The organism is Nonomuraea longicatena (genome assembly GCF_039525605.1).
Lineage (GTDB): Bacteria > Actinomycetota > Actinomycetes > Streptosporangiales > Streptosporangiaceae > Nonomuraea > Nonomuraea longicatena.
This window is the reverse complement of the sequence record NZ_BAAAHQ010000002.1, coordinates 273,548-293,645: the sequence shown is the minus strand read 5'-3', so window position 1 is coordinate 293,645 and position 20,098 is coordinate 273,548. Positions and strand designations below refer to the sequence as shown.

The window sequence follows — 20,098 nt, the reverse complement described above, 5'->3', positions numbered from 1 at the left end:
ACCTACCTCTTCCAGACTTCTGTCAGCTTATGTAGCCGACTGTCCGGAATCTGCTGGGCACCTCATGTTTACGGACATGTATTTCGGGCGGGCGCTCGGTGGGTGCTCGTACGTCAGAGTACGGACCAGCACCGGGGCGGACTGGGCAGCACAGAAATCAGCGGAGTCGCGGACAACCCAGACCGTACACGGACTCCCCGGCACTCGCGCGGACAGGGCAACACCAAGACCCGCTGACTCTTAATCAGCGGGTCCCGGGTTCGAGTCCCTGGCGGCGCACCGATAATGGTCTCTGACCTGCACGAACGGTCTAGGAAACTAGGCCGTTTTCGTGTTTTCGGGGCCTCCAGTTCTGGTAGTTGAGCGGCTTGCCCTGGGCTGAGGTGAAGATCAGTCCTTCGGGGTCGCTGATGCCGTAGGCGGCAATATGCACGGCCAGTGCGTCGATCACCAGCCTCGGTAGCGGGATGGTGCGGTTGCTGGCTTTGGTTTTGGGCGGGATGAACAGCCCGTCCTTCCGGTCGCGGGCTGACTGGCGGTCCACCTTCACCACGCGGCGTAGGAAGTCCACGCGGTCTACGGTGAGTCCGGCTAGTTCTGACCAGCGCATGCCGGTGCCTGCGGCCATGATGACCATGGCCTTGAAACGGGCGGGGACGGCTTTAGCGATCGAGGTCACTTCGTCGGTCTCAAAGGGCTCGACTTCCTTGCGGACGCTGGCGGGGAGTTCGATGTCCCGGCACGGGGTGCGCCCGATCTTGTCGTCGGGCGACGGCGTTCGGAACGCCCGGTATCGGGGCGATCTCCACGCAGGACTCGCCTTCGCCGTCCTCGTTGTTGTTACCGCCGCACACGCGGCGGAACTTCAGGTCACCGAGATCCAGGTTGTACAACTCCATCTGTCTGCCCTCCCTTGTCGTCGGGCGCGGACGGCCCGACGTGGGCCACGGCCGGAGGGCTCTACCGGCCGTGAACCGTACGCCCCCGACCCAGGGCCACGGGGTGACGGGAAGGAAGCAGCCCACAGCCAAGACGCCTGTGGCCGATACGGAGGGCTGCATCCGTGCCCTGAGCCGGGGGCCGTCTAGGAGACCTTCCGCGCCGTATCGGGGGCGAGAAGGTGGATGAGGAACCCCTGCAAGATGACCGCCGCCCGGCCCTTGGCCTTCTCCGGGCCGGTGAACTCCTCACGCGGGAACGGCCTGCCGTCCGGCCGGGGAAGGTAGGTGTGCAGGAAGGTACCGAGCGGCCGGTTCTGGATCGAGAACACCCGCTGCCCGCCCGCGTAACCATGCTCGATCCCGTCCACACGCAGGGTCTTCTGCGCGAACTCCGATCCGATCCAGGTGACGGGGATCGTGGGCTCGCCGCTCACCGGCGCTGTCCCCTTCCCCGGATGGCGCCCGGTCTGTCACAGGGCCGGGCGCTCAGCGAGGCTTGGATCTCGAACTGCTCGGAGATCTTGTCGGCGAGCGTCTGCGGGTCGTGGTCCACGAATCCGTAGAGCAGGCCCTTGCCGTACATGTCCTGCGTGTACGGCTTGCGCACGACGGCGACCCCGATCACACCGATGATGAGCAGCCAGTTATGCCAGGCGCACAACGCGTCCAACTCAGCGACGGTCATGGCGCCCCCACCCCGCACGCGTGGGCGACCAGCCGCACCACGCGATGCGGCATCGCGGGAGGCACGAGCGCCCTCAGATCCGGCTTCGGCTCGTTGTACGGGCCGACCTGGGCCAGATCCACGATGCACATGCCGGAGCGCCGCCCGACTCCGACCGTGGCCACGCGCCAACCGGCATCCCTGTAGACCACCAGCGTCGGGGACTGGAAGGCCGTCTCGGCTGTCGGTTGGGACTCGCCTGTGGTCTGTTGGATCAGCTTGGGGCTGATCCATTCGGCGACCAGGTGCTGGTGAAGCCGCTCCAAAGCGGCCCCTGCCTCCGACGCCTGGTCGGGGGTTCGTGTGGTGTGTGCTCCCGTCATGCCCTGACGGTAGAAACCGTCAGGTTCTCAGGTCCATATTGTTGCTCCAAGATGCTCGCGCGTTGGTTGATGATTGCCAATGCGCCTGCTCCATAGACCGCCGAACCTGCTAATAAATCGCCCCGGGTTCGGTGGAGACTTGATCTCTTGAGAGGATCGAGTCCATGCCAGGCAAGTCTCCCTACCCCGATGAGTTGCGCAGGAGAGCGGTGCGGATGGTCGCCGAGGTGCGGCCGAACTACCCGACCGAGTGGGCCACGATCAACGCGGTCGCGACCAAACTCGGCATCGGCACCGCCGAGACACTGCGCACCTGGGTCCGCCAGGCGCAGATCGACGAAGGCAGCCGGCCCGGCCGCACCACGGACGAGTCGACCGAGCTGAAGCGGCTGCGCCGGGAGAACGCCGAACTGCGCCGCGCCAACGAGATCCTGAAGGCCGCCTCGGCTTTCTTCGCGGCCGAGCTCGACCGGCCACACACGCACTCGTGACCTTCATCGACCAGCACGCCGACGTGTTCGGTGTCGAGCCGATCTGCCGTGTCCTGACCGAACACGGTTACCCTGTCTCCACCAGCACTTACTACGCCGCAAAGAATCGCCCGCCGTCGCCGCGTGCGGTGCGCGACGCCGAGCTGGATGCCCACATCCGGCGCATCCACGCCGCCAACTACGGCGTCTACGGCGCCCGCAAGGTCTGGCAGCAGCTCCTACGAGAAGGGCATCGGGTGGCCCGCCGCACCGTCGAGCGACGCATGCGCACGCTCGGCCTGCAAGGCGCCCGGCGAGGTAAGAAGGTCCGCACCACGACGGCCGACCCTGCGCATGAGCGGGCGGCCGACCGGCTGCGGCGCGACTTCACCACGGAGGGGCCGAACGCTGCCTGGGTGGCCGACTTCACCCATGTGGCCGCCTGGTGCGGCGTCGTCTACGTCGCGTTCGTCGTTGACGTCTACTCCCGGGCGATCGTCGGCTGGGCCGCCTCGCTGACCAAGCACACCACGCTCGTGCTGGACGCCCTGGACATGGCCCTGTGGCGGCGCGAGCGCACCGGCCATCCGGTCAGGCCGGGACTGATTCATCACTCGGACGCGGGCAGTCAATACACGTCTTTCCGGTTCACCGCCCATCTGCTGGCGGCTGGCATCGATGCTTCCATCGGCACGGTCGGCGACGCGCTCGACAACGCCCTGACGGAATCGCAGATCGGCCTCTACAAGACCGAACTGATCAAGCCCCGCGGCCCGTGGCGAAGCCTGGCCGACGTGGAACTGGCCACCGCCGAATGGGTGGCCTGGTTCAACACCACTCGCCTGCACTCAGCCATCGGACACCTCCCGCCCGACGAGTTCGAGGCGATCTACTACGCTCAACACCAGTCCAACGAAGCCCTAGCAGTCAACCGCTGAGGTCTCCATCAAAGCCGGGGCGGTTCATACTTCGATGGTGCTCAAGTTGCATGGTCGCTCTGATCTTGAGCCCGCCAGGAAGCAGCGTCAAGGGGCTCGATGAAGTTGGGCCAGCACACTGTCGGAGTGCTCCGGTAGCAACCGAGATCGAGTGCGGAGCCCGCTTTGGGACACCTGTCTGACCTAGGGTTTTGAGTCGTTCGCAGTCAACCCCCCGTCAGCCGAAGGGGGAGAAACGACCCTGATCGGCCGTGAACAACGGACAATGTGTGACCCTGCCATAGCCCTGTCTACCTGCTCAAACGCCACAAACCCGGAGCAACTGACATTGCTCCGGATCCTTGATCTCATATCAGCGGGTCCGGGGTTCGAGTCCCTGGCGGCGCACAACGCGATCGAACAGCGCATCCGTGGTTCTCACGGGTGCGCTGTTCGCGTTCTCGGGTGCTCAGTGGGCGGGCCGTAGCCGGGAGAGGCCCGAGCTGTGCAGGCCGGAGGCCACGGCCAGGCGGGCGGCCAAGGCGCGGCCGCGGTCGATCTGGGTGGCCTCGTCGATCGTGGTGCAGGTGTGGTCGGCGACGACCCGGCGGCCGTCCACCCAGACCGAGCGGACGGCGCGCGGCGACGCGCCGTAGACGAGCTGGCCGCAGGGGTCGTGCAGGACCGACACGCACACGGAGTCCTGGAGGAGCACGAGGTCGGCGCGTTTGCCGGGCTCCAGGGAACCGACCAGGTGATCGAGGCCGAGGGCGCGGGCGCCGTCCAGGGTGGCCATCCGCAGGACCGTCGCGGCGTCGATGACCGAAGGGTCGAGGGCGTGGACCTTCTGCAGCAGGGCCGTGGTCTTGACGGCCTGGAGCATGTCCTGGCCGTCGTTGGAGGCGGCCCCGTCGGTGCCGATGCCGACGGCGATCCCGGCCGAGCGCAGCCGGGGCACCGGGCACACGCCGGAGCCGAGGATCATGTTGGCGACCGGGTTGTGCGCGATCGCGACGCCGTGGGCGGTGAGGAGCTCGATGTCGGCCTCGGTGACCCACACGCCGTGCCCGGCGATGAGCGGCCGGTCGAACAGGCCGAGGGCGAACGCGTGCGGGACGGTCCTGCGGCCCCAGCGCTGGGCGGCGGCCACGAGTTCCTCGCGGACCTCGGCGAGATGGGTGTGTACGGCCCAGCCCCGGTCCTCGCAGGCGGCGGCGCCCGCCTCCAGCAGGGCGTCGCTCTGCCCGAGCAGGGTGCCGATGCCGTACCTGAAGGAGACGAGGTCGGCGGCCGCGCACGCCTTGGCCAGGGCGTGCTGTTCGGCCATGACCCGCTCGACGTCCGCCCAGGGCGACGCTCCGGGAGTCGCGGCGTCTTCGGCGCCGAAGGACACGACGCCGCGCAGGCCCGCCTCCTCCAGCCCCGCGACGACGCCGACGCTGGCCGTGTCGTCGGGATTGCAGTGGACGAACATGTCGTTGACCGTCGTCACGCCGGACAGCAGCATCTCGATCGCGCGCAGCCGGGTGCCCTCGCGGGCGTCCTCGGCGGTCAGCGCGGAGCCGAGCGGCCCGACGATCCGCTCGCCCCACTCGAACAGCGTCAGCTCGGAGCCCATGCCGGTGGCGAGCGCCTCCGACAGGTGCGTGTGCGCGTTGACCAGGCCGGGGATGAGCAGGCCCGTCCCGTCGCCCTCGACCGGCAGGCCGGGCAGCCGGGCGCGCAGCTCGCGGTACGGTCCCACCTCGACGACGCGGCCGTCGCGCACGTGGGCGGCGCCGTCCTCGACCTCGCCCTGGGGCCCGACCGTGAGGACCCACGCGGCCCGGACCAGGACCTCCTCACGCGGTAGTCCGGTGGCGTTCTGCACGGAATCCTCCTGTCAGCGTTCGAGGCCGATGCTGGGGTCGATGAAGTCGTTGGTGACGAGGTCGCCGGGGGTGATGCCGGCGATGTCGGCGTCCGGCGCGTACTTGCCGATCAGGTCGATGAGAGTCTGGACGCGCTTGAGGTCGTAGTTCCCGAGGGTGGCGTCGTCGCCGTTGCCGACCAGGCCCAGCTCGACCTGCGCCTTGACGGCGGCCTCGGCCTGACCCGGCGTGTACGTCCAGCTCGTCCGGTACCTGTCGACGAGGTCGATGATCAGTTTGTCGGTGGCGGCGGGGTCGGTGACGTAGTCGACCTGGGCCCGCTGGAGGATCGGGACCAGCTTCGCGAGGCAGTCCTTCTCCTTGGTGACGTCCTCTTCGCGCACGACCACCGACTGGAAGTACTCCGGGAAGCCGGTGTCGTGGATGAGCTGTCCGACGACGGGCTTGCCCCAGGCTTCGGTCTCGACCTCGTACATGTACGGCTCGGCGGTGATGAAGCCCGTCTCCGCGACCTTGCCGCCTTCCGCCACGAACGTCGCCGGCTTGGGGGAGTCGCTCTGGTCCACCTGGGACTTGTCGACGAGGCCGGCGCCGACGAGGTACTCCTGCCAGACGGTGGCCTCCGCACCGAAAAGGATCTTGACCTTGTCCTTCTTGAGGTCGGCGATCGTCCTGGCGGCGGGGTAGGTGGCCGGATCCCAGTAGACGGCGTACGGGCTCTTCTCCAGTTGGGCGAAGACCGACACGACGGGAGTCGCCTTCTGGGTCACCAGGTGCTCGGACACGCGCCCGTAGCCGAGAAGGAGGCTCTTGTCCTGGTAGAGCAGGGGCGGGGCGGTCTGGTAGCCGACGGAGGCGCCGCCGATGCGGATCTCGACGTCCACTCCGGTGTCCGTCCCGGAGGCCAGGAGCGGCCCCTTGACCGACTTGGCCGCGACGTCGGCGGTGTAGTCGGCGCCGAGCAGCCGGTAGAGGCCGCCGTGCTCGGCCTCCGGCTCCCAGTCCGTCTGGATGGCGACGGTCGCGGGGCACACGCCGGACAGGACTCCGGAGCGGGCCGCCGAATCGGTACGCTCCACGCCCCCGCACGCGGCGACAAGGGTGAGAGAGACAGCGAGGGCCGTGACGCGACTGAACATGGCTCGTCCTTACGTGGTCGGGGGAGTCGGTCAGGAGTCACGGGCCGCCCGGTCGCCCGCGCCCCACGCCTCGGACCAGCGGCCGACGACCCTGCGGCCCAGGGCGCCGAAGAGCCAGAAGACGGCGACCCCGAGGAGGGCCGCGGCGAAGACCGTCGCCAGCATCTCGGCCGACTGAAGCCGTCCGCTGTAGCGCGACAGCAGGAGGCCGAGCCCGATGGCGCCTCTGCCGAAGAAGAAGTCGCCGACGACCGCGCCGACGATCGACAGCCCCGCCGCCGTCTGGAGCCCGACGAACACCTGCGGCAGCGCGGCCGGTATCTGGAGTTTCAGCAGCCGGGTCAGCGGTGTGGCCCGCGCGAGGGTGAGCAGGTCGTGCAGGCCACGGTCGGTGCCGAGCAGGCCCTGGAGCGGGTTGATGACCAGCGGGAAGATCGAGATGATGACGCAGACGACGACCCGGGCCGTCAGCTCGTAGCCGAACCAGAAGCCGATGACCGGGACGATCGCGAGGATCGGGATCGTCTGGAGGAACACCACCCACGGGTAGAGCGAGCGCTCGATCCAGCGCGCCCGCGCCATGAGCACCGCGAGCAGCGAGCCGAGGACGAACGCGACGGCCAGGCCGATGAGCGCCGCCTTCAGCGTCTCCCAGCTCGCCGTCAGGATGTCCGCCCGCACACTGTCGTCGAGGAACCCTTCGGTGACGACCTCGTCGGGAGGCGGCAGCAGGAACCTGCGGTCCTCGGCCAGCACCAGGTGGCTGACGGCGTACCAGCCGGCGATGATCAGGGCGAACACGCCGAGCGGGGGCAGCGCCCGGACCAGCCTGTTCACGACGCCTCCTCCAGCGCGCCTGCCACCTTTCCCGCCAGGTCGGCGAACTCCGCCGTGTAGCGCAGCTCCGCCGGGCGCGGGAAGGCGAACGGGACGGTGAACTCGGCGGTGATCCGTCCCGGCCTGGCCGACATCACGACGACCCGGCCGGACAGGAACACCGACTCCTCGACGGAGTGGGTGACGAACAGCGCGCCGAAACCGCGCTCCACGAACAGGTCCATGAGCTGCAGGTTCAGCCGGGTCCTGGTGATCTCGTCCAGGGCTCCGAACGGCTCGTCGAACAGGAACAGCACGGGTTCCATGACCAGGGCCCGCGCGAGACTCGCTCGCATCCGCATGCCGCCGGACAGTTGCCTGGGCAGGTGCCCGGCGAAGTCGGCGAGCCCCACGGCCTCCAGCGCCGCCTGCGCGCGCCGCCTGACGTCCTCGCGGCCGGCCCCGGACAACTCGCCGAGCAGTTCCACATTGCGCCGGACGGTCCGCCACGGCATCAGGGTGGCGTCCTGGAAGACGTAGGCCACCTCGTCCGTCGCGGTCCGGACCGCACCGGAGGACGCCTGGTCCAGCCCGGACGCGAGCCGCAGGAGCGTGGACTTCCCGCACCCCGACGGCCCGATGACCGACACGAACTCGCCCCGCCCGACCGCCAGCGTCACGGGGTCGAGCGCCCGGACGGACCCGAACCGCCGGGTCGCCTCGGTGAACGAGAGCAGCGGCCCCGTCCCCTTCAACTCGGCCCGCGCTTCGCATGATCCAATCCCATGACGACGACGATGCCGCGCGCGACGGGCTACCCACAAGGCCACAATGTTGTCGCCGCGACGGCACCTTGCCGAGAGCCCGGAGACTGCGCTAAGCGCCACCAGAGCACGGCGCGGGATAGACCTCGCAACCCTCAGCGCGGTTGCTGCAGGCAGTCGATGCCGTCGCCCGCCTGCTCGCCGCAGAGACGACCCCACCTCGGCGATAACGCGTGCCAGACGCTGTCCCGTGCCGATACCGGAGACGGTTCCTGCGGGTAACATGGGTCATGACCCAATTCACCGTCTTGTTCGTCTTCGCTGACATGCGGGTAACCGGGCGGCGATCGCTGCTCCGGACCTGCTGCGTCCACGGGATCATGTCACGGTCGACCCGGCCATCCGAGGCGGGATGCCGGTGATCGAAGGCACCCGGGTGCCGTATGACGAGATTGTGGCGCTGCTGCGGGACGGCGTTCCGGCTGAGCGGGTAGCGGAGTACTACCCGAGCGTCTCAGCAGGCGCTGCGCTGGACGCCGCCGACTTCGCCGATTACGTCGACAGTTACGAACGCCCCCAGGGAGCGGCGTGAGGCTGCTGCTGGACGAGAATGTGCCCCGCCCTCTGCATCAGGTCTTGACGAGCTTTGTGCTGAGCCACGACATCGTCCACCTGCTGGACCTTCCGGGTTGGTCGGGCACGCGGGATGAGGCCTTGTATCCGCGTGCTGCAGCCGAGGGGTTCCACGTCGTCCTCACCAATGACGGACGTCAGATGCAGCGACCTCGGGAAGTGGCCGCGATCGCCGCGTCTGGTCTGCATCGGATCGAGTATCCGCCCAAGTTCTGGTCTGCGGCTTCATAGCCTGCGCGGGTACGAGTCGTTCCCGGAGGGAGGTCTGGGACACGGACGGTTCAGGGGGATCGCGACCCGAGGGCTGCGGCGGGCCCCCGGCAGTTTCGCCGAGGAAGTCGCGCAACTCGGGGGCGTCGGCCGACTTGCGGTAGCGCTTGCACCGCACGGGGCCGTGGCCGGGAGTCAGGGCCGTGCGGAATCGGCTCACGTGTGCGAGCCCCTGTGGCTGGGGAGTACTCGGGAGAGGTTGCCAGAGGTTTTCCGATATTACCTATTGACTTTGAAGGAAATATCGGCTCAGTTGAAGGGTATGACGCTCTGGACGCCAGACCCCACGTTCTATCCCTCACCCAGGGACGCCGCGTCGGCGCCCGCCGAGACGCGGGCCTACGTGGCCGCCTTCGACCGGGCGGGGGAGCGGCCGGATGCCCTCGCCGTGCTCGACACCGCCACCGGCGAGGTGATCGGCTGGACGGATCTGCCGTACACGGGGGACGAACTCCATCATTTCGGTTGGAACGCGTGCAGTAGCGCGCTGTGCCCCTATGCGCCGCACCCCCACGTCGAGCGTCGCTACCTGATCGTCCCCGGCCTGCGCTCGTCGCGGATCTACGTCTACGACACCAAGGACCGGGTCAGTCCCGAGCTGGTCAAGGTCATCGAGGCCGATGAACTGGGCAAGCGGGCGGGGTACTCGCGCCCCCACACGGTGCACTGCGGACCGGAGGGTCTGTACGTCTCCGCGCTCGGCGGGTACGGCGAGGAGGGGCCGGGCGGCATCGCCGTCCTCGACCACACGAGTTTCGAGGTCCTCGGCCGCTGGGAGGTGGACAGGGGCCCGCAGTACCTGGCCTACGACTTCTGGTGGCACATCAACCACGACGTGCTCGTGACCTCCGAGTGGGGCACCCCGTCGATGATCGAGAACGGCGTCGTCGGCGAACTGCTGCTCGGCCGCAAGTACGGTCACCGCCTCCACTTCTGGGACCTGCGCCGCCGCAGGCACCTCCAGGAGGTCGATCTCGGCGACCAGTACCAGATGCCCCTGGAACTGCGCCCGGCCCACGACCCGACCCGCAAGTACGGCTTCGTCGGCGTCGTCACCAGCGTGGAGGACCTGTCGGCCTCGGTCTGGCTCTGGCATGAGGAGGGCGGCCGCTGGGCGGTGCGCAAGGTGATCGACATCCCGGCCGAGCCCGCCCCGCCGGAGGCGCTGCCCGACGTGCTGAAGCCGTTCGGCGCGGTCCCGCCGCTGGTCACCGACATCGCGCTGTCCGTGGACGACCAGCAGTTGTACGTCTCGGCCTGGGGCACCGGCGAGATCAAGCAGTTCGACGTCTCCGACCCGTTCAAGCCGGTGGAGACCGGCTCGCTGCGCATCGGCGGCATCGTCGGCCGGGGCGAGCACCCGGCGCGGCCGGGTCTGCCGCTGTCGGGCGGCCCGCAGATGGTCGAGGTCAGCCGCGACGGCAGCCGCGTCTACCTCACGAACTCCCTCTACGGCTCCTGGGACGACCAGTTCTACCCGGACGGCGTGGGCGCCTGGGCGGCGAAGATCGACACGGCGGGCTTCACCTTCGACACCGCCTTCTTCCCGCACGGCGACGACTTCAGAGGGCTGCGTCCGCACCAGATCAGGCTCCAGGGCGGCGACGCCTCGTCCGACTCCTACTGCTACCCGTGAGCCTGGCCGCCATCCTGCTCCTGGGCGCCTTCCACGGGCTGAATCCGGCGATGGGCTGGCTCTTCGCGGTCGCCCGGGGACTCCAGGAGCGCAACCGCGACCTGGTGCTGCAGTCGCTGCCGGTGATCGCGCTGGGCCACCTGGCCTCGGTGGGCCTGGTGGCGCTGGCCGCGGAGGCGACCGGGTCGCTGGTCGGCGGTACGGCGTTCGCGATCGGCTGCGGGGTGCTGCTGGTCGGGTTCGGGTTGTGGCGACTGCTGTCGCGGCGGCACTTCCGCTGGGTGGGGATGCGGGTGTCGCTGCCGCAACTGGCCGCGTGGTCGTTCCTGATGTCGTCGGCGCACGGCGCCGGGCTGATGGTGCTGCCGGCGCTGGTGCCGCAGGACGGCGGGCACCAGCACGGCTCGCCGGGTCTCATGGTGACGCTGCTGCACACGCTGGCGATGCTGGTCGCCTCGGCGGTGGTGGCGCTGGTCGTGTACGAGTTCGTCGGGCTGAAGGTGCTGCGCTGGGCGTGGGTGAACATGGACCGGATCTGGGCCTTCGCACTCGTGGGAGCGGGGGTGTTCACCCTGGCCACCCACCTGTGACGGCCTGACCCTGGCTCCGCCGTGACCGGCGCGGTGCCACAGGGACGGTGTTCACGCCAACCACGCCTCGACCTGCGGCGCCGTAGACAATTGATAGGTTTCTTAACAATAATGAGGACACGCGCACCCCCCAAATGTCGCGCCCCAGAAGGGTTGTCCTCATGACGCGAACACCGCGCCCGCTCCTGTTAGCGTTCCTGTCCGTCCTCCTCGCGGCCCTGGGTGTGATCGTCACCCAGACCTCGGCCAGCGCCGCCAACCTGCTCGCCAACCCCGGCTTCGAGTCCGGCACCCTGTCCCCGTGGACCTGCACGGGCAACCTCGGCTCCGTCGTCGCCACCCCGGTCCGCTCGGGCGGGCAGGCCCTCGCGGGCGCCGCGAGCGGCTCCGACATCGCCCGCTGCTCCCAGACCGTCACCGTCCAGCCGGGCAGCGCCTACACGCTGACCGCCTGGGTACGCGGCTACGCCCACCTCGGCGTCACCGGCGGCGGATCCACCTGGACGTCGTCGCCTTCGGCGTACACGCAGCTCACCGTGCCCTTCACCAGTGCGGCCGGCCAGACGAGCGTGACGGTCTACCTGCACGGCTGGTACGGCCAGGGCACCTACCACGCCGACGACGTCAGCTTCGACGGCCCCGGAACCCCGCCGTCCCCGATCCCGACGCCCACCGTGACGGTCAGCCCGACCGTCAGCCCCACGCCTCCGACGGACGTCACCTGCCCGCTGAAGGGCAAGCCGGCCGGGAAGATCCTCCAGGGCTACTGGGAGAACTGGGACGGCTCCGTCAACGGCGTGCACCCGCCGTTCGGCTGGACCCCGATCAACGACCGGCGCCTGCGCGACCACGGCTACAACGTGATCAACGCCGCGTTCCCGGTGATCCGCTCCGACGGCACCGTGCTGTGGGAGGACGGCATGGACAACACCGTGAAGGTCTCCACCCCGGCCGAGATGTGCGAGGCCAAGGGGATGGGGGCCACCATCCTCATGTCCATCGGCGGTGCGGCGGCGGGCATCGACCTCAGCTCCGCCGCCGTCGCCGACCGGTTCGTCGCGACCGTGGTGCCGATCCTCAAGCGCTACAACTTCGACGGCATCGACATCGACATCGAGACCGGTCTCACCGGCAGCGGCAACATCAACCAGCTCTCGACCTCGCAGGCCAACCTCATCCGCATCATCGACGGTGTCCTCGCCCAGATGCCGGCCGGGTTCGGGCTCACGATGGCGCCGGAGACCGCCTACGTCACCGGCGGCAGCGTGGTCTACGGCTCGATCTGGGGTTCCTACCTGCCCATCATCAAGAAGTACCTCGACAACGGCCGCCTGTGGTGGCTGAACATGCAGTACTACAACGGCAGCATGTACGGCTGCTCCGGCGACTCCTACCAGGCGGGCACCGTGCAGGGCTTCGTCGCCCAGACCACCTGCCTCAACACCGGCCTGGTCATCCAGGGCACCACCATCCGGGTTCCGTACGACAAGCAGGCGCCCGGCCTGCCCGCCCAGCAGGGCGCGGGCGGCGGATACATGCCGCCGCCGCTGGTCGCCCAGGCGTGGAACAGCTTCAACGGCCAGTTGAAGGGCCTCATGACCTGGTCCTTCAACTGGGACGGGTCGCGCAACTGGACGTTCGGCGACAACGTCAAGGCCCTTCAGGGGCGCTGAGATCAAGGGGCCGCCCGCCGACCGCGACCAGCCGTAGGCGGCGCGTGCCCCGCCGGCGTCTCCCGTACGCTCCCGCCGTCCGGCATCACCGGGTCGGCGGGAGCGCCCACGGCCGGCCCGCCCGTACGGCGCCGTCGGCGCCCACCTGCCCGGCCGGCCCCGCAGTACGGCGCGGTGAATCGACGAATCCAGACGGCCGAACACATCCGGCGCCCCTCATGGCGATTCCTGTCGGTGGCGGCTGGCACTCTTCAGGGGTGGCCCAACCGCTCAAGGAACTCGTCAACGCCGGCTCCGTCCAGGCCCTCGCCCACGGGCTCGCCCAGGTGTGGCCGGGCTTCGACGCCGACGCCTTCGTCCGCCGCGCCGCCGGGCCGCTGCCCGGCCTGAAGCTCAAGGAGCGGGTGAGACACGTCGCCTCGGCGCTGGCCGGGGCGCCGTTCCTGGAGACGGCCGCCGCGCTCACCGAGGCGGCGCGCGCGGTGAAGCTCGACCTGTGGAGCGGGTGGCCCGCCACCGACTACATCGCCGTCCACGGGCTCGACCACCTGCGGGAGTCCATGGCCGCGCTCGCCGTCCTCACTCCGCACGCCACCGGCGAGTTCGCCGTCCGGCCCTTCCTCGACCGCCACGGCCCCGACGCGCTGGCGATCATGTACGACTGGGCCCTGTCGCCGGACGAGCACCTGCGGCGGCTGGCCTCCGAAGGCAGCCGCCCCCGCCTGCCGTGGGCGGCCCGGGTGCCCTGGCTCATGTCCTTCGGGCCCACGGTGCCGATCCTCTCCCTGCTCCACGACGACCCCAGCGCCTATGTCCGCCGCTCGGTCGCCAACCACGTCAACGACCTGGCCAAAGACCATCCAGGCCAGGCCGTCGCGCTGCTGGCGGCCTGGCGCGAGCAGGGCGGGTCGCACGTGGAGCAGGTGCTGCGCCACGCGGTCAGGGGCCTGCTGCGGGCGGGTGACCCGCAGGCGCTGGTGCTCGTGGGCGCCACTCCCGGCGCGGGGTCGGTGCGGGCGCTCGACCTGGCCTCGCCGTCCGTGGCGGTGGGGGAGTCGCTGCGTTTCACCGTCACACTGGCCGCCGACGCGCCGGGGCCGCTGGTGCTGCGCTACGCGGTACGGCGTGACGGCTCCCGCCGCGTCTTCCACCTGGGCGAGCGCACCGCCGAGTCCGGCGGCCAGTCCTTCACCCTGTCCAAGGCCCATTCCTTCCGGCCGGTCACCACCCGCTCGGAGCCGCCCGGCCCGCGCGTCCTGGAGGTCGTCGTCAACGGCGTCACCCGGGCGAGCGTCCCCTTCACCCTCACACCCGCCTGATCGCTCTCATGACCGTACGGCGAGTCGGCCCGGCCGCATGAGAGAGGGCGTGCCGGCTGCCGGTGGTGACGAGGATCCGGGCGGCGAGCGGCGTATCGGCGCTCGGGCGGGACCTACCGGTGTCCACCAGGCGGCTCGATGGAAACTGCCGCGCATTCACCGAACAGCCGATGGGAGACTGCCACGTATGTACCGAACAGGCGACACGGCGCTGACCGTGCGGATTCCGGCGGCGGAGCCGGTCGTCGGGCGGTGGCGGGCCGCCCATGACCCTTCGGCCGCCTACGGTGTGCCGCCGCACGTCACCGTCCTCTACCCGTTCCTGCCGCCCGACCGTGTCGACGTGGACGAGCTGCGGCGGTTGTTCGCCGAGCACGAGCCGTTCGACCTCCGCTTCGAGCGCACCGCCCGCCTCCCCGGGCTGCTCTACCTGGCGCCGGAGCCGGACGGGCCGCTCCGGGAGCTCACCGACGCCGTGGCGGCGCGGTGGCCGGAGGCTCCGCCGTACCGGAACGCCCATCCGGGCGACGTCCCCCACCTGACGGTCGCCACGTCGGCGCTCGACGAGGTCGAGGACGGCCTGACAGGGCTGCCGGTGACCTGGCGGGTGGGCGGGGTGACGCTGTCGGCCTTCGACGGGCGGAGCTGGCGCGACACTGCGTACTTCCCGCTGGGCAGGCCCCCGGAGGCCGAGTTCGGTTTCCCGGGCGAGCTGCGCGACCGGCTGGTGGCCGCGATTCTGAGCGGGGAGAAGACGGCGACGAGCAGCCTCCTGCTGGAGTACGAGAAGGAGGGCGAGCCGCTGCCGTCGGCGGGGGAGTGGAGCGTGCTGGTCGACTCGGCCGGTCGGCGGATCGCGTTGCTGGAGACCTCCGAGGTGCGGGTGGTCCCGCTGCGCGACGTCGATGACCGCTTCGCCCGCGACGAGGGCGAGGGCTTCGCCGACACGGCCGAGTGGCGGGCGGCGCACGTGGCGTTCTGGACTAGCCCCGGCATGGTGGCGGCGCTGGGGGAGCGTCCGCTGATCGACGACGACACGCCGGTGGTCGCCGAACGGTTCCGCCTCCTCGACCGCTGGTGACCCGGGTCAGGCAGAAGCCGACCGCTTCGGGTGATCCGGGAGGTCAGCGGTCCTTGCGGATCAGGCTGAAGTCGTCCACACATCGGCCGAGCCCCAGGGCGACCGCCTCGACCGGGCGCTCCGCGCGCTGGACCGGGATGCCGAGTTCGGCGTGCAGCCGGTCGGGCAGCCCGTGCATGAGCGCGCCGCCGCCGGTGAGGGTCGCGCCGTGGTCGGTCACGTCCTCGGCGGTCTCGGGCGAGCACTCCTCGATGAGCCGCGTCGCGGCCCGTACGACGGTGTTCACGAGGGCACGCGTGGCGCGGTAGACCTCCTCGGCCGTCACCAGGAGGACGCTCTCTCCTTTGGTCTCCGGATCGGTCCCCCGTACGGTCGCCCGCGCCCGCGACGGCTTCCAAGCCGTGCCGACGCGCTGTTTGGCCTGTTCGGCGTCGTGTTCCCCGATGACCTGGTGGTGCTCGTGCCTGACCTGTGCGATCAGCGCGCGGTTGACGTCCCTGCCGCCCGCGTGGACGGTCACGGCCCGGACGACGGAGCCTCGGGACACGACGGCGATCCGGGTCGTGTCGCAGCCGAGATCGACGATCATGTGTGCGGTCGGGTCGCCGAGCTGCACCCCGGCGCCCAGGGCGGCGGCCAGGCCGTGTTGCACGAGGTAGACCTGCCTGGCCTCCGCCTCGAAGGCCATGTCGCGCAGGACGTCGCGGGCAAGGCCGGTGCTGTCGGCGGGCAGCGCGATGACCATCCGGGGGCGGGAGAAGGAGTGCCCGTGCACCTTGCGCAGGAAGTGGCGGATGAGCCGCCGGGTGAGTTCGTGGTCGGTGGGGACGCCGCGACTGACGGGGCACACCGCCACCGAGTCGGCCGTGCGGGGTTCCTCCGCGCCGAATCCGACGACCTCGCCGGTGGATTCGTCGCGCAGCACGAGAGAGGGTTCGTTGAGGACGATTCCGCGCTTTCTCACGTAGATCTGGGTGCTCGCCGCGCCGAGGTCCAGTGCCAGATCATGACCAAGAATGCGCATGGGGTTCATGGAAATGTCCTTTCCTGCGAAGTTTCACCACAATCTCAAGAGTTCGGCTGGTCTTGACGTGAGTAGTGGTACCTAGGGGCGATTGCGTCATTCACCCCATGTGTCGGCACTGTGGTGGGCGGCACGCTTGGCCCCATGAACGGCTTGTACGTCCTCAAGCCCTGGTACGCCGCCCGCCTCGGCGGCATCCGGGCCCGGCTCGTCGCCCATGACGTCCCCCCGTCGGTCATCACGGCCGCCGGGGTCGCGTTCGCCGCCTCGGCGGGCGCGGTGCTGGCCACCGTACGGACCGGGGTGGTCGCCGCCCTCGCCGTCGCGGTGCTGCTGGCCGCCCGGCTGGCCTGCGCGAACCTCGACGGCGGCGTGGCCCGCGAGAGCGGCCGCGCCACCCGCTTCGGCTCGGTGACCAACGAGGTGGGGGACCGGCTGGCCGAACTCGCCGTCCTCGCCGGATGCCTCGCCGTCGCCGACGCCGCGCTGGTGGCCGGGGCGGCGCTGGCGGCCACGCTGCCGTCGTGGGTCGCGCTCGCGGGCGCCGCCGCCGGGGCCCGCCGCCCGCAGAGCGGGCCGTTCGGCAAGACCGAGCGCTGCGTGCTGGTCGTTCTCCTCGCCCTCACCGGCTGGGCGCTCTGGCTCGTGGTGCTCGCGGCGGGGTCGGTGATCACGGCGCTGGTACGGCTGGCCGTCGTCCGCCGGGAGGTCTCATGATCGTCGAGGCGGTCCCCTACCTGGCGGGCGCTCTGGGAGCCAGTGGGCTGGCGGTGTGGGCGTCGCGGCGGCGGGAACTGGTGCTGCGCTGGCTGACGTGGGCGGTGGCCGCTCCCGTGGTCACGCTGGCGCTGCTGGCGGGGCCGTACGGCGCCGCGCTGCTCGCCGCCGGGCTGGGCGTGGTCTGCGCGGCCGAGTACGGCCGCCTGGCACGGCTGCGCCGCCCGGAGACCGGCGTCCTGGCCGTGGCGGTCGCCGCCCTCCCGCTCACCCTGGCTTTCCATCGAGGCGTGCCCGTGCTCGCCGAAGGAGCGGCCCTGGTGCTGCTCGTGCTGGTGCTCGTTCCCGTGGTGCGCGGGGACGCAGCCGACGGGGGGAAGCGGGCCGCGTACGCGGTGTTCGGCCTGCTGTGGCTGGCGCCGCTGAGCATGCTGGTCGTGCTGGCACCGCCGACGGCCTTCGCGGTCTGTCTGGCGGTCGCGCTGGCCGACGTGTCCGCCTGGTGCGGCGGCAAGCTGATCAAAGGGCCGGCGTTGTCGCCGCTGTCGCCCGCCAAGACCTGGGGCGGCGTCGTGGGCGGCGCGGTCGGCGGCCTCGCCGTACTGGGGGCTCTGGGTGCCCTCACCCCCGCCACGGCGCTGGCCGTCGCGGTCGGGGCGCCGCTGGGCGACCTGCTGGAGTCGATGTTCAAGCGCGGCGCGGGCGTCAAGGACGCCGGAACCTGGCTGCCGGGCTTCGGCGGGCTCCTCGACCGCCTGGACTCGCTGCTCGTGGCCCTGGCCGTCATGGCGGTGTTCGCATGAACCCGGCCACGCGCGGGCGTCCGACCGGAACGGGGGGACATCGGTGAGGTGGGTCGGCGCGATCGCCAGGCGGGCGTTGTGGCGCGCGGCGTTCGCGTGCAGTGGCGGTCTGGAGGTCGAGGGTCCGGTTCCGGAGGGTCCGTGTGTGCTGGTGGCCAATCACAGCTCGCACGCCGACACGGCCGCGCTTCTCGCCGCGTTGCCCGCCCGGCTGCGGCCGCGCGTGGCCGCAGCCGCGGACTACTGGTTCGCCGGTCCGCTGCGCTCGTTCGTCTGCCGCACCCTGGTCTCAGGCTTCCCGGTACGGCGAGGCGGCGGCGGCTCGGCCGACCTGGCGGCCGCCGTCAGGCTGCTGGAGCAGGGCCGGGTCCTGGTCGTCTACCCGGAGGGCACCCGTTCGCGCGACGGCCGGGTCGCCGAGTTCCGCACCGGCGCCGCCCGGCTGGCGGAGGCGGCGGACGTGCCGATCGTCCCGGTGCTCCTCCGTGGGACCGGCCAGGTGCTGCCCGTCCACGGCCGGCTGCGCCGCGCCCGCGTGCGCGTCCGCTTCTTCGCCCCCGTCCAAGACCTGCGAGCCGCCCACACCCTGCTGACGGCTCCCCACCCGCCCCTCGATCCCACCCCCGAAACTGCGGTGCACATCCGTTCAGCGCTTTCAGCAACCAGAGAACCAGGCACGGCGGACGTCCGGCGGTCCCCATCCCTCCAAAGCCTTCAGAAAGAGGAAATGTCATGAAGTGGTGGTTGATGCGGCTCCTGCTGCGTACCGTCGGCCGGCTCAGCCGGGGCATCCGCATCGGCTACCGGCACGGCTTCGACAGCGGCACCATGCTCGACTACGTCTACGCCGACCGCTCCCACGGCGCCCTGCTCATCGGCAGGCTCATCGACCGCGTCTACCTGAACGCCGTCGGCTGGCGAGCCATCCGAGCCCGCCGCGACCTCCTCGGCGACGTACTCAGGGAAGAGATCTCCGCCAGAGCGGGCCGCGCGCTCATCCTGGACGTCGCGGCCGGGCCCGGACGTTACCTGCTCGACGTCGCCAGGGAGCAGCCCGACGTCGAGGTCGTCTGCCGCGACCTCGCCCCCGCGGGGCTTGAGCTCGGACGGCGGCGGGCGGCCGCGCGCGGTCTCACCAACGTCCGCTTCGAGCGGGGCGACGCCTTCGACCCGGCCCCGCTGGGCCGTCCCGCCGACATCGTCGTGGTGTCCGGCCTGTACGAACTGATCCTGGACGACGACACGATCCGCGAGTCCTTCGTACGGCTGCGCGACCTGCTCGCCCCCGACGGCGTGCTGGTGTTCACCACGCAGACGCAGCACCCGCAACTGGAGTTCATCGCCAACGTGCTGCCCAACCGCGACGGCGAGTTGTGGGTGATGAAGTGCCGCCAGGCCGAGCAACTGCACGCCTGGGCCCTCGCGGCCGGGTACGGCGACGCGGTGAGTCGCCGCGAAAGAGTCGGCCTGTTCACGGTCACCACGGCCATGATGAAGGGATGAGGACTCGAGTCATCGGAACGACCGCTGTGAGCGCCGTCGGGCTGGGCGCCATGCCTATGTCGGTGCGGGGCCACATGCCTGACGAGGCCCAGTCGATCAGGACCGTCCACGCGGCGCTCGACGCCGGGGTGACCCTGATCGACACCGCCGACGCCTACACCCCCAGCCATACCGACGTGGGGCACAACGAACGGCTGGTCGCCAAGGCGCTGGCCTCCTGGGGCGGTGACGGCGACCGGGTGCTGGTGGCGACCAAGGGGGGTCACACCCGCGTGGAAGGCGGCGGGGGCTGGGAGGTCGACGGCAGGCCCGAATACCTGGTCCGGGCCTGCGAGGCGTCGCTGAAGGCGTTGGGCGTCGAGGCCATCGGCCTCTACCAGCACCATCGGCCCGACCCGGCGGTGCCGTACGAGGAGACGATCGGGGCGCTGCGCGATCTGCTCGACGCCGGGAAGATCCGGATGGCCGGAATCTCCAACGCCGATCCGGAGCAGATCAGGACGGCACAGCGGATTCTCGGCGGACGGCTGGCGAGTGTGCAGAACGAGTACTCGCCGCGCTTCCGCAGCAGTGAGCCGGAGGTGGACGTCTGCGCCGACCTGGGGCTCGCGTTCCTGCCGTGGTCGCCGCTCGGCGGCATGTCGGAGGCGGGCGAGCTGGGCGGCAGGCACGCGGTCTTCGCCGAGGTGGCGGCCGAGCGCGGGGTGTCGCCGCAGCGGGTGTGCATCGCCTGGGAGCTGGCCAGGAGCCCGGTGATGATCCCGATCCCGGGCGCCAGCCGTCCGTCGAGCATCCTGGACTGCGTGGCGGCGGCCGACCTCGACCTGACGGAGTCCGAGCTGGCCAGGCTGGGCTGAGGCGGGCGTCCGGTTTCGCGTCGCGCG

General features: G+C 70.5%; 22 protein-coding genes and 1 tRNA gene. 14 read left to right on the top strand and 9 right to left on the bottom strand.

What is annotated here, in order from left to right; all coding sequences use genetic code 11:
• Positions 1-206: 206 nt before the first annotated feature.
• Positions 207-279: transfer RNA gene (locus ABD120_RS05155), tRNA-Lys, on the top strand.
• A gap of 31 nt (positions 280-310) precedes the next feature.
• Here the strand turns inward: ABD120_RS05155 and ABD120_RS05150 are convergent.
• The 4 genes from ABD120_RS05150 to ABD120_RS05135 all read right to left on the bottom strand — a co-directional run bounded on the left by ABD120_RS05150 (position 311) and on the right by ABD120_RS05135 (position 1,988).
• Entirely contained in the window at positions 311-679 is a 369-nt protein-coding gene (locus ABD120_RS05150; protein WP_343948517.1) for a tyrosine-type recombinase/integrase, read from the bottom strand.
• A gap of 405 nt (positions 680-1,084) precedes the next feature.
• Positions 1,085-1,375 (bottom strand): hypothetical protein, encoded by a 291-nt coding sequence (locus ABD120_RS05145; protein ID WP_343948516.1) that lies wholly within the window; start codon positions 1,373-1,375, stop codon positions 1,085-1,087.
• On the bottom strand, positions 1,372-1,626 hold the full coding sequence (locus ABD120_RS05140; protein ID WP_343948515.1) for a hypothetical protein: 255 nt from the start codon (positions 1,624-1,626) through the stop codon (positions 1,372-1,374). The genes ABD120_RS05145 and ABD120_RS05140 overlap by 4 nt, the downstream gene beginning before the upstream one ends.
• Positions 1,623-1,988, bottom strand: a complete 366-nt coding sequence (locus ABD120_RS05135) for a hypothetical protein (RefSeq protein WP_343948514.1) — start codon at positions 1,986-1,988, stop codon at positions 1,623-1,625. Before ABD120_RS05135 ends, ABD120_RS05140 begins: the two co-directional genes overlap by 4 nt.
• Positions 1,989-2,152: 164 nt before the next feature.
• Here ABD120_RS05135 and ABD120_RS05130 point away from each other — a divergent pair.
• A protein-coding gene (locus ABD120_RS05130) for an IS3 family transposase (RefSeq protein WP_343948513.1) occupies positions 2,153-3,396 on the top strand; the annotation gives its coding sequence in 2 pieces (ribosomal slippage) (positions 2,153-2,435 and positions 2,435-3,396; 1,245 coding nt in all).
• Positions 3,397-3,844: 448 nt separating this feature from the next.
• Here the strand turns inward: ABD120_RS05130 and ABD120_RS05125 are convergent.
• Genes ABD120_RS05125 through ABD120_RS05110 form a run of 4 tightly spaced genes read right to left on the bottom strand, consistent with a single transcriptional unit; the run spans position 3,845 to position 7,956 of the window.
• Entirely contained in the window at positions 3,845-5,245 is a 1,401-nt protein-coding gene (locus ABD120_RS05125) for an amidohydrolase family protein (protein WP_343948512.1), read from the bottom strand.
• A 12-nt stretch (positions 5,246-5,257) separates the two neighbouring features.
• Complete coding sequence (locus ABD120_RS05120; RefSeq protein WP_343948511.1) at positions 5,258-6,385, bottom strand: substrate-binding domain-containing protein; 1,128 nt, start codon at positions 6,383-6,385, stop codon at positions 5,258-5,260.
• A gap of 30 nt (positions 6,386-6,415) precedes the next feature.
• Positions 6,416-7,222, bottom strand: coding sequence for an ABC transporter permease (locus ABD120_RS05115; RefSeq protein ID WP_343948510.1), 807 nt, complete (start codon positions 7,220-7,222; stop codon positions 6,416-6,418).
• A complete protein-coding gene (locus ABD120_RS05110) occupies positions 7,219-7,956 on the bottom strand; it encodes an ABC transporter ATP-binding protein (RefSeq protein ID WP_343948509.1) in 738 nt (245 codons plus the stop codon). The genes ABD120_RS05115 and ABD120_RS05110 overlap by 4 nt, the downstream gene beginning before the upstream one ends.
• 421 nt (positions 7,957-8,377) lie before the next feature.
• Here ABD120_RS05110 and ABD120_RS05105 point away from each other — a divergent pair, with 421 nt between their 5' ends.
• The 7 genes from ABD120_RS05105 to ABD120_RS05075 all read left to right on the top strand — a co-directional run bounded on the left by ABD120_RS05105 (position 8,378) and on the right by ABD120_RS05075 (position 15,167).
• The gene (locus ABD120_RS05105; protein ID WP_343948508.1) at positions 8,378-8,557 is read left to right on the top strand and encodes a DUF433 domain-containing protein; all 180 of its coding nucleotides are present in this window, start codon (positions 8,378-8,380) and stop codon (positions 8,555-8,557) included.
• On the top strand, positions 8,554-8,829 hold the full coding sequence (locus ABD120_RS05100; protein ID WP_343948507.1) for a DUF5615 family PIN-like protein: 276 nt from the start codon (positions 8,554-8,556) through the stop codon (positions 8,827-8,829). The genes ABD120_RS05105 and ABD120_RS05100 overlap by 4 nt, the downstream gene beginning before the upstream one ends.
• A 301-nt stretch (positions 8,830-9,130) precedes the next feature.
• Positions 9,131-10,504, top strand: a complete 1,374-nt coding sequence (locus ABD120_RS05095) for a selenium-binding protein SBP56-related protein (RefSeq protein ID WP_343948506.1) — start codon at positions 9,131-9,133, stop codon at positions 10,502-10,504.
• A complete protein-coding gene (locus tag ABD120_RS05090; protein ID WP_425563923.1) occupies positions 10,501-11,094 on the top strand; it encodes a hypothetical protein in 594 nt (197 codons plus the stop codon). The genes ABD120_RS05095 and ABD120_RS05090 overlap by 4 nt, the downstream gene beginning before the upstream one ends.
• A gap of 161 nt (positions 11,095-11,255) precedes the next feature.
• Entirely contained in the window at positions 11,256-12,767 is a 1,512-nt protein-coding gene (locus tag ABD120_RS05085) for a glycosyl hydrolase family 18 protein (RefSeq protein WP_343948505.1), read from the top strand.
• A 257-nt stretch (positions 12,768-13,024) separates the two neighbouring features.
• The gene (locus tag ABD120_RS05080) at positions 13,025-14,086 is read left to right on the top strand and encodes a hypothetical protein (RefSeq protein ID WP_343948504.1); all 1,062 of its coding nucleotides are present in this window, start codon (positions 13,025-13,027) and stop codon (positions 14,084-14,086) included.
• A gap of 187 nt (positions 14,087-14,273) precedes the next feature.
• Positions 14,274-15,167, top strand: a complete 894-nt coding sequence (locus ABD120_RS05075) for a 2'-5' RNA ligase family protein (protein WP_343948503.1) — start codon at positions 14,274-14,276, stop codon at positions 15,165-15,167.
• A gap of 43 nt (positions 15,168-15,210) precedes the next feature.
• Here the strand turns inward: ABD120_RS05075 and ABD120_RS05070 are convergent, their stop codons facing one another.
• Positions 15,211-16,191 carry a rod shape-determining protein gene (locus ABD120_RS05070; RefSeq protein WP_343948502.1) on the bottom strand — a complete coding sequence of 327 codons (981 nt, stop codon included), beginning with the start codon at positions 16,189-16,191 and terminating at the stop codon, positions 15,211-15,213.
• A gap of 144 nt (positions 16,192-16,335) precedes the next feature.
• Here ABD120_RS05070 and ABD120_RS05065 point away from each other — a divergent pair, with 144 nt between their 5' ends.
• From ABD120_RS05065 to ABD120_RS05045, 5 genes are read left to right on the top strand one after another with little or no spacing between them, the layout of a single operon-like run.
• Positions 16,336-16,908: a CDP-alcohol phosphatidyltransferase family protein gene (locus ABD120_RS05065; RefSeq protein WP_343948501.1), complete on the top strand. Its 573-nt coding sequence runs from the start codon at positions 16,336-16,338 to the stop codon at positions 16,906-16,908.
• Positions 16,905-17,711 (top strand): phosphatidate cytidylyltransferase, encoded by an 807-nt coding sequence (locus tag ABD120_RS05060; protein ID WP_343948500.1) that lies wholly within the window; start codon positions 16,905-16,907, stop codon positions 17,709-17,711. Before ABD120_RS05065 ends, ABD120_RS05060 begins: the two co-directional genes overlap by 4 nt.
• A 43-nt stretch (positions 17,712-17,754) precedes the next feature.
• Positions 17,755-18,447, top strand: coding sequence for a lysophospholipid acyltransferase family protein (locus ABD120_RS05055; protein WP_343948499.1), 693 nt, complete (start codon positions 17,755-17,757; stop codon positions 18,445-18,447).
• On the top strand, positions 18,444-19,214 hold the full coding sequence (locus ABD120_RS05050; protein ID WP_343948498.1) for a class I SAM-dependent methyltransferase family protein: 771 nt from the start codon (positions 18,444-18,446) through the stop codon (positions 19,212-19,214). Before ABD120_RS05055 ends, ABD120_RS05050 begins: the two co-directional genes overlap by 4 nt.
• A complete protein-coding gene (locus ABD120_RS05045) occupies positions 19,211-20,071 on the top strand; it encodes an aldo/keto reductase (protein WP_343948497.1) in 861 nt (286 codons plus the stop codon). The genes ABD120_RS05050 and ABD120_RS05045 overlap by 4 nt, the downstream gene beginning before the upstream one ends.
• Positions 20,072-20,098: the final 27 nt, after the last annotated feature.

Bases quoted from the DNA above. Each gene is read 5' to 3' on its own strand.
- ABD120_RS05140 (WP_343948515.1), bottom strand. From the start codon at position 1,626: ATGACCGTCGCTGAGTTGGACGCGTTGTGCGCCTGGCATAACTGGCTG.
- ABD120_RS05135 (WP_343948514.1), bottom strand. From the start codon at position 1,988: ATGACGGGAGCACACACCACACGAACCCCCGACCAGGCGTCGGAGGCA.
- ABD120_RS05120 (WP_343948511.1), bottom strand. From the start codon at position 6,385: ATGTTCAGTCGCGTCACGGCCCTCGCTGTCTCTCTCACCCTTGTCGCC.
- ABD120_RS05105 (WP_343948508.1), top strand. From the start codon at position 8,378: ATGCCGGTGATCGAAGGCACCCGGGTGCCGTATGACGAGATTGTGGCG.
- ABD120_RS05095 (WP_343948506.1), top strand. From the start codon at position 9,131: ATGACGCTCTGGACGCCAGACCCCACGTTCTATCCCTCACCCAGGGAC.
- ABD120_RS05085 (WP_343948505.1), top strand. From the start codon at position 11,256: ATGACGCGAACACCGCGCCCGCTCCTGTTAGCGTTCCTGTCCGTCCTC.
- ABD120_RS05075 (WP_343948503.1), top strand. From the start codon at position 14,274: ATGTACCGAACAGGCGACACGGCGCTGACCGTGCGGATTCCGGCGGCG.
- ABD120_RS05070 (WP_343948502.1), bottom strand. From the start codon at position 16,191: ATGCGCATTCTTGGTCATGATCTGGCACTGGACCTCGGCGCGGCGAGC.
- ABD120_RS05065 (WP_343948501.1), top strand. From the start codon at position 16,336: ATGAACGGCTTGTACGTCCTCAAGCCCTGGTACGCCGCCCGCCTCGGC.
- ABD120_RS05060 (WP_343948500.1), top strand. From the start codon at position 16,905: ATGATCGTCGAGGCGGTCCCCTACCTGGCGGGCGCTCTGGGAGCCAGT.
- ABD120_RS05050 (WP_343948498.1), top strand. From the start codon at position 18,444: ATGAAGTGGTGGTTGATGCGGCTCCTGCTGCGTACCGTCGGCCGGCTC.
- ABD120_RS05045 (WP_343948497.1), top strand. From the start codon at position 19,211: ATGAGGACTCGAGTCATCGGAACGACCGCTGTGAGCGCCGTCGGGCTG.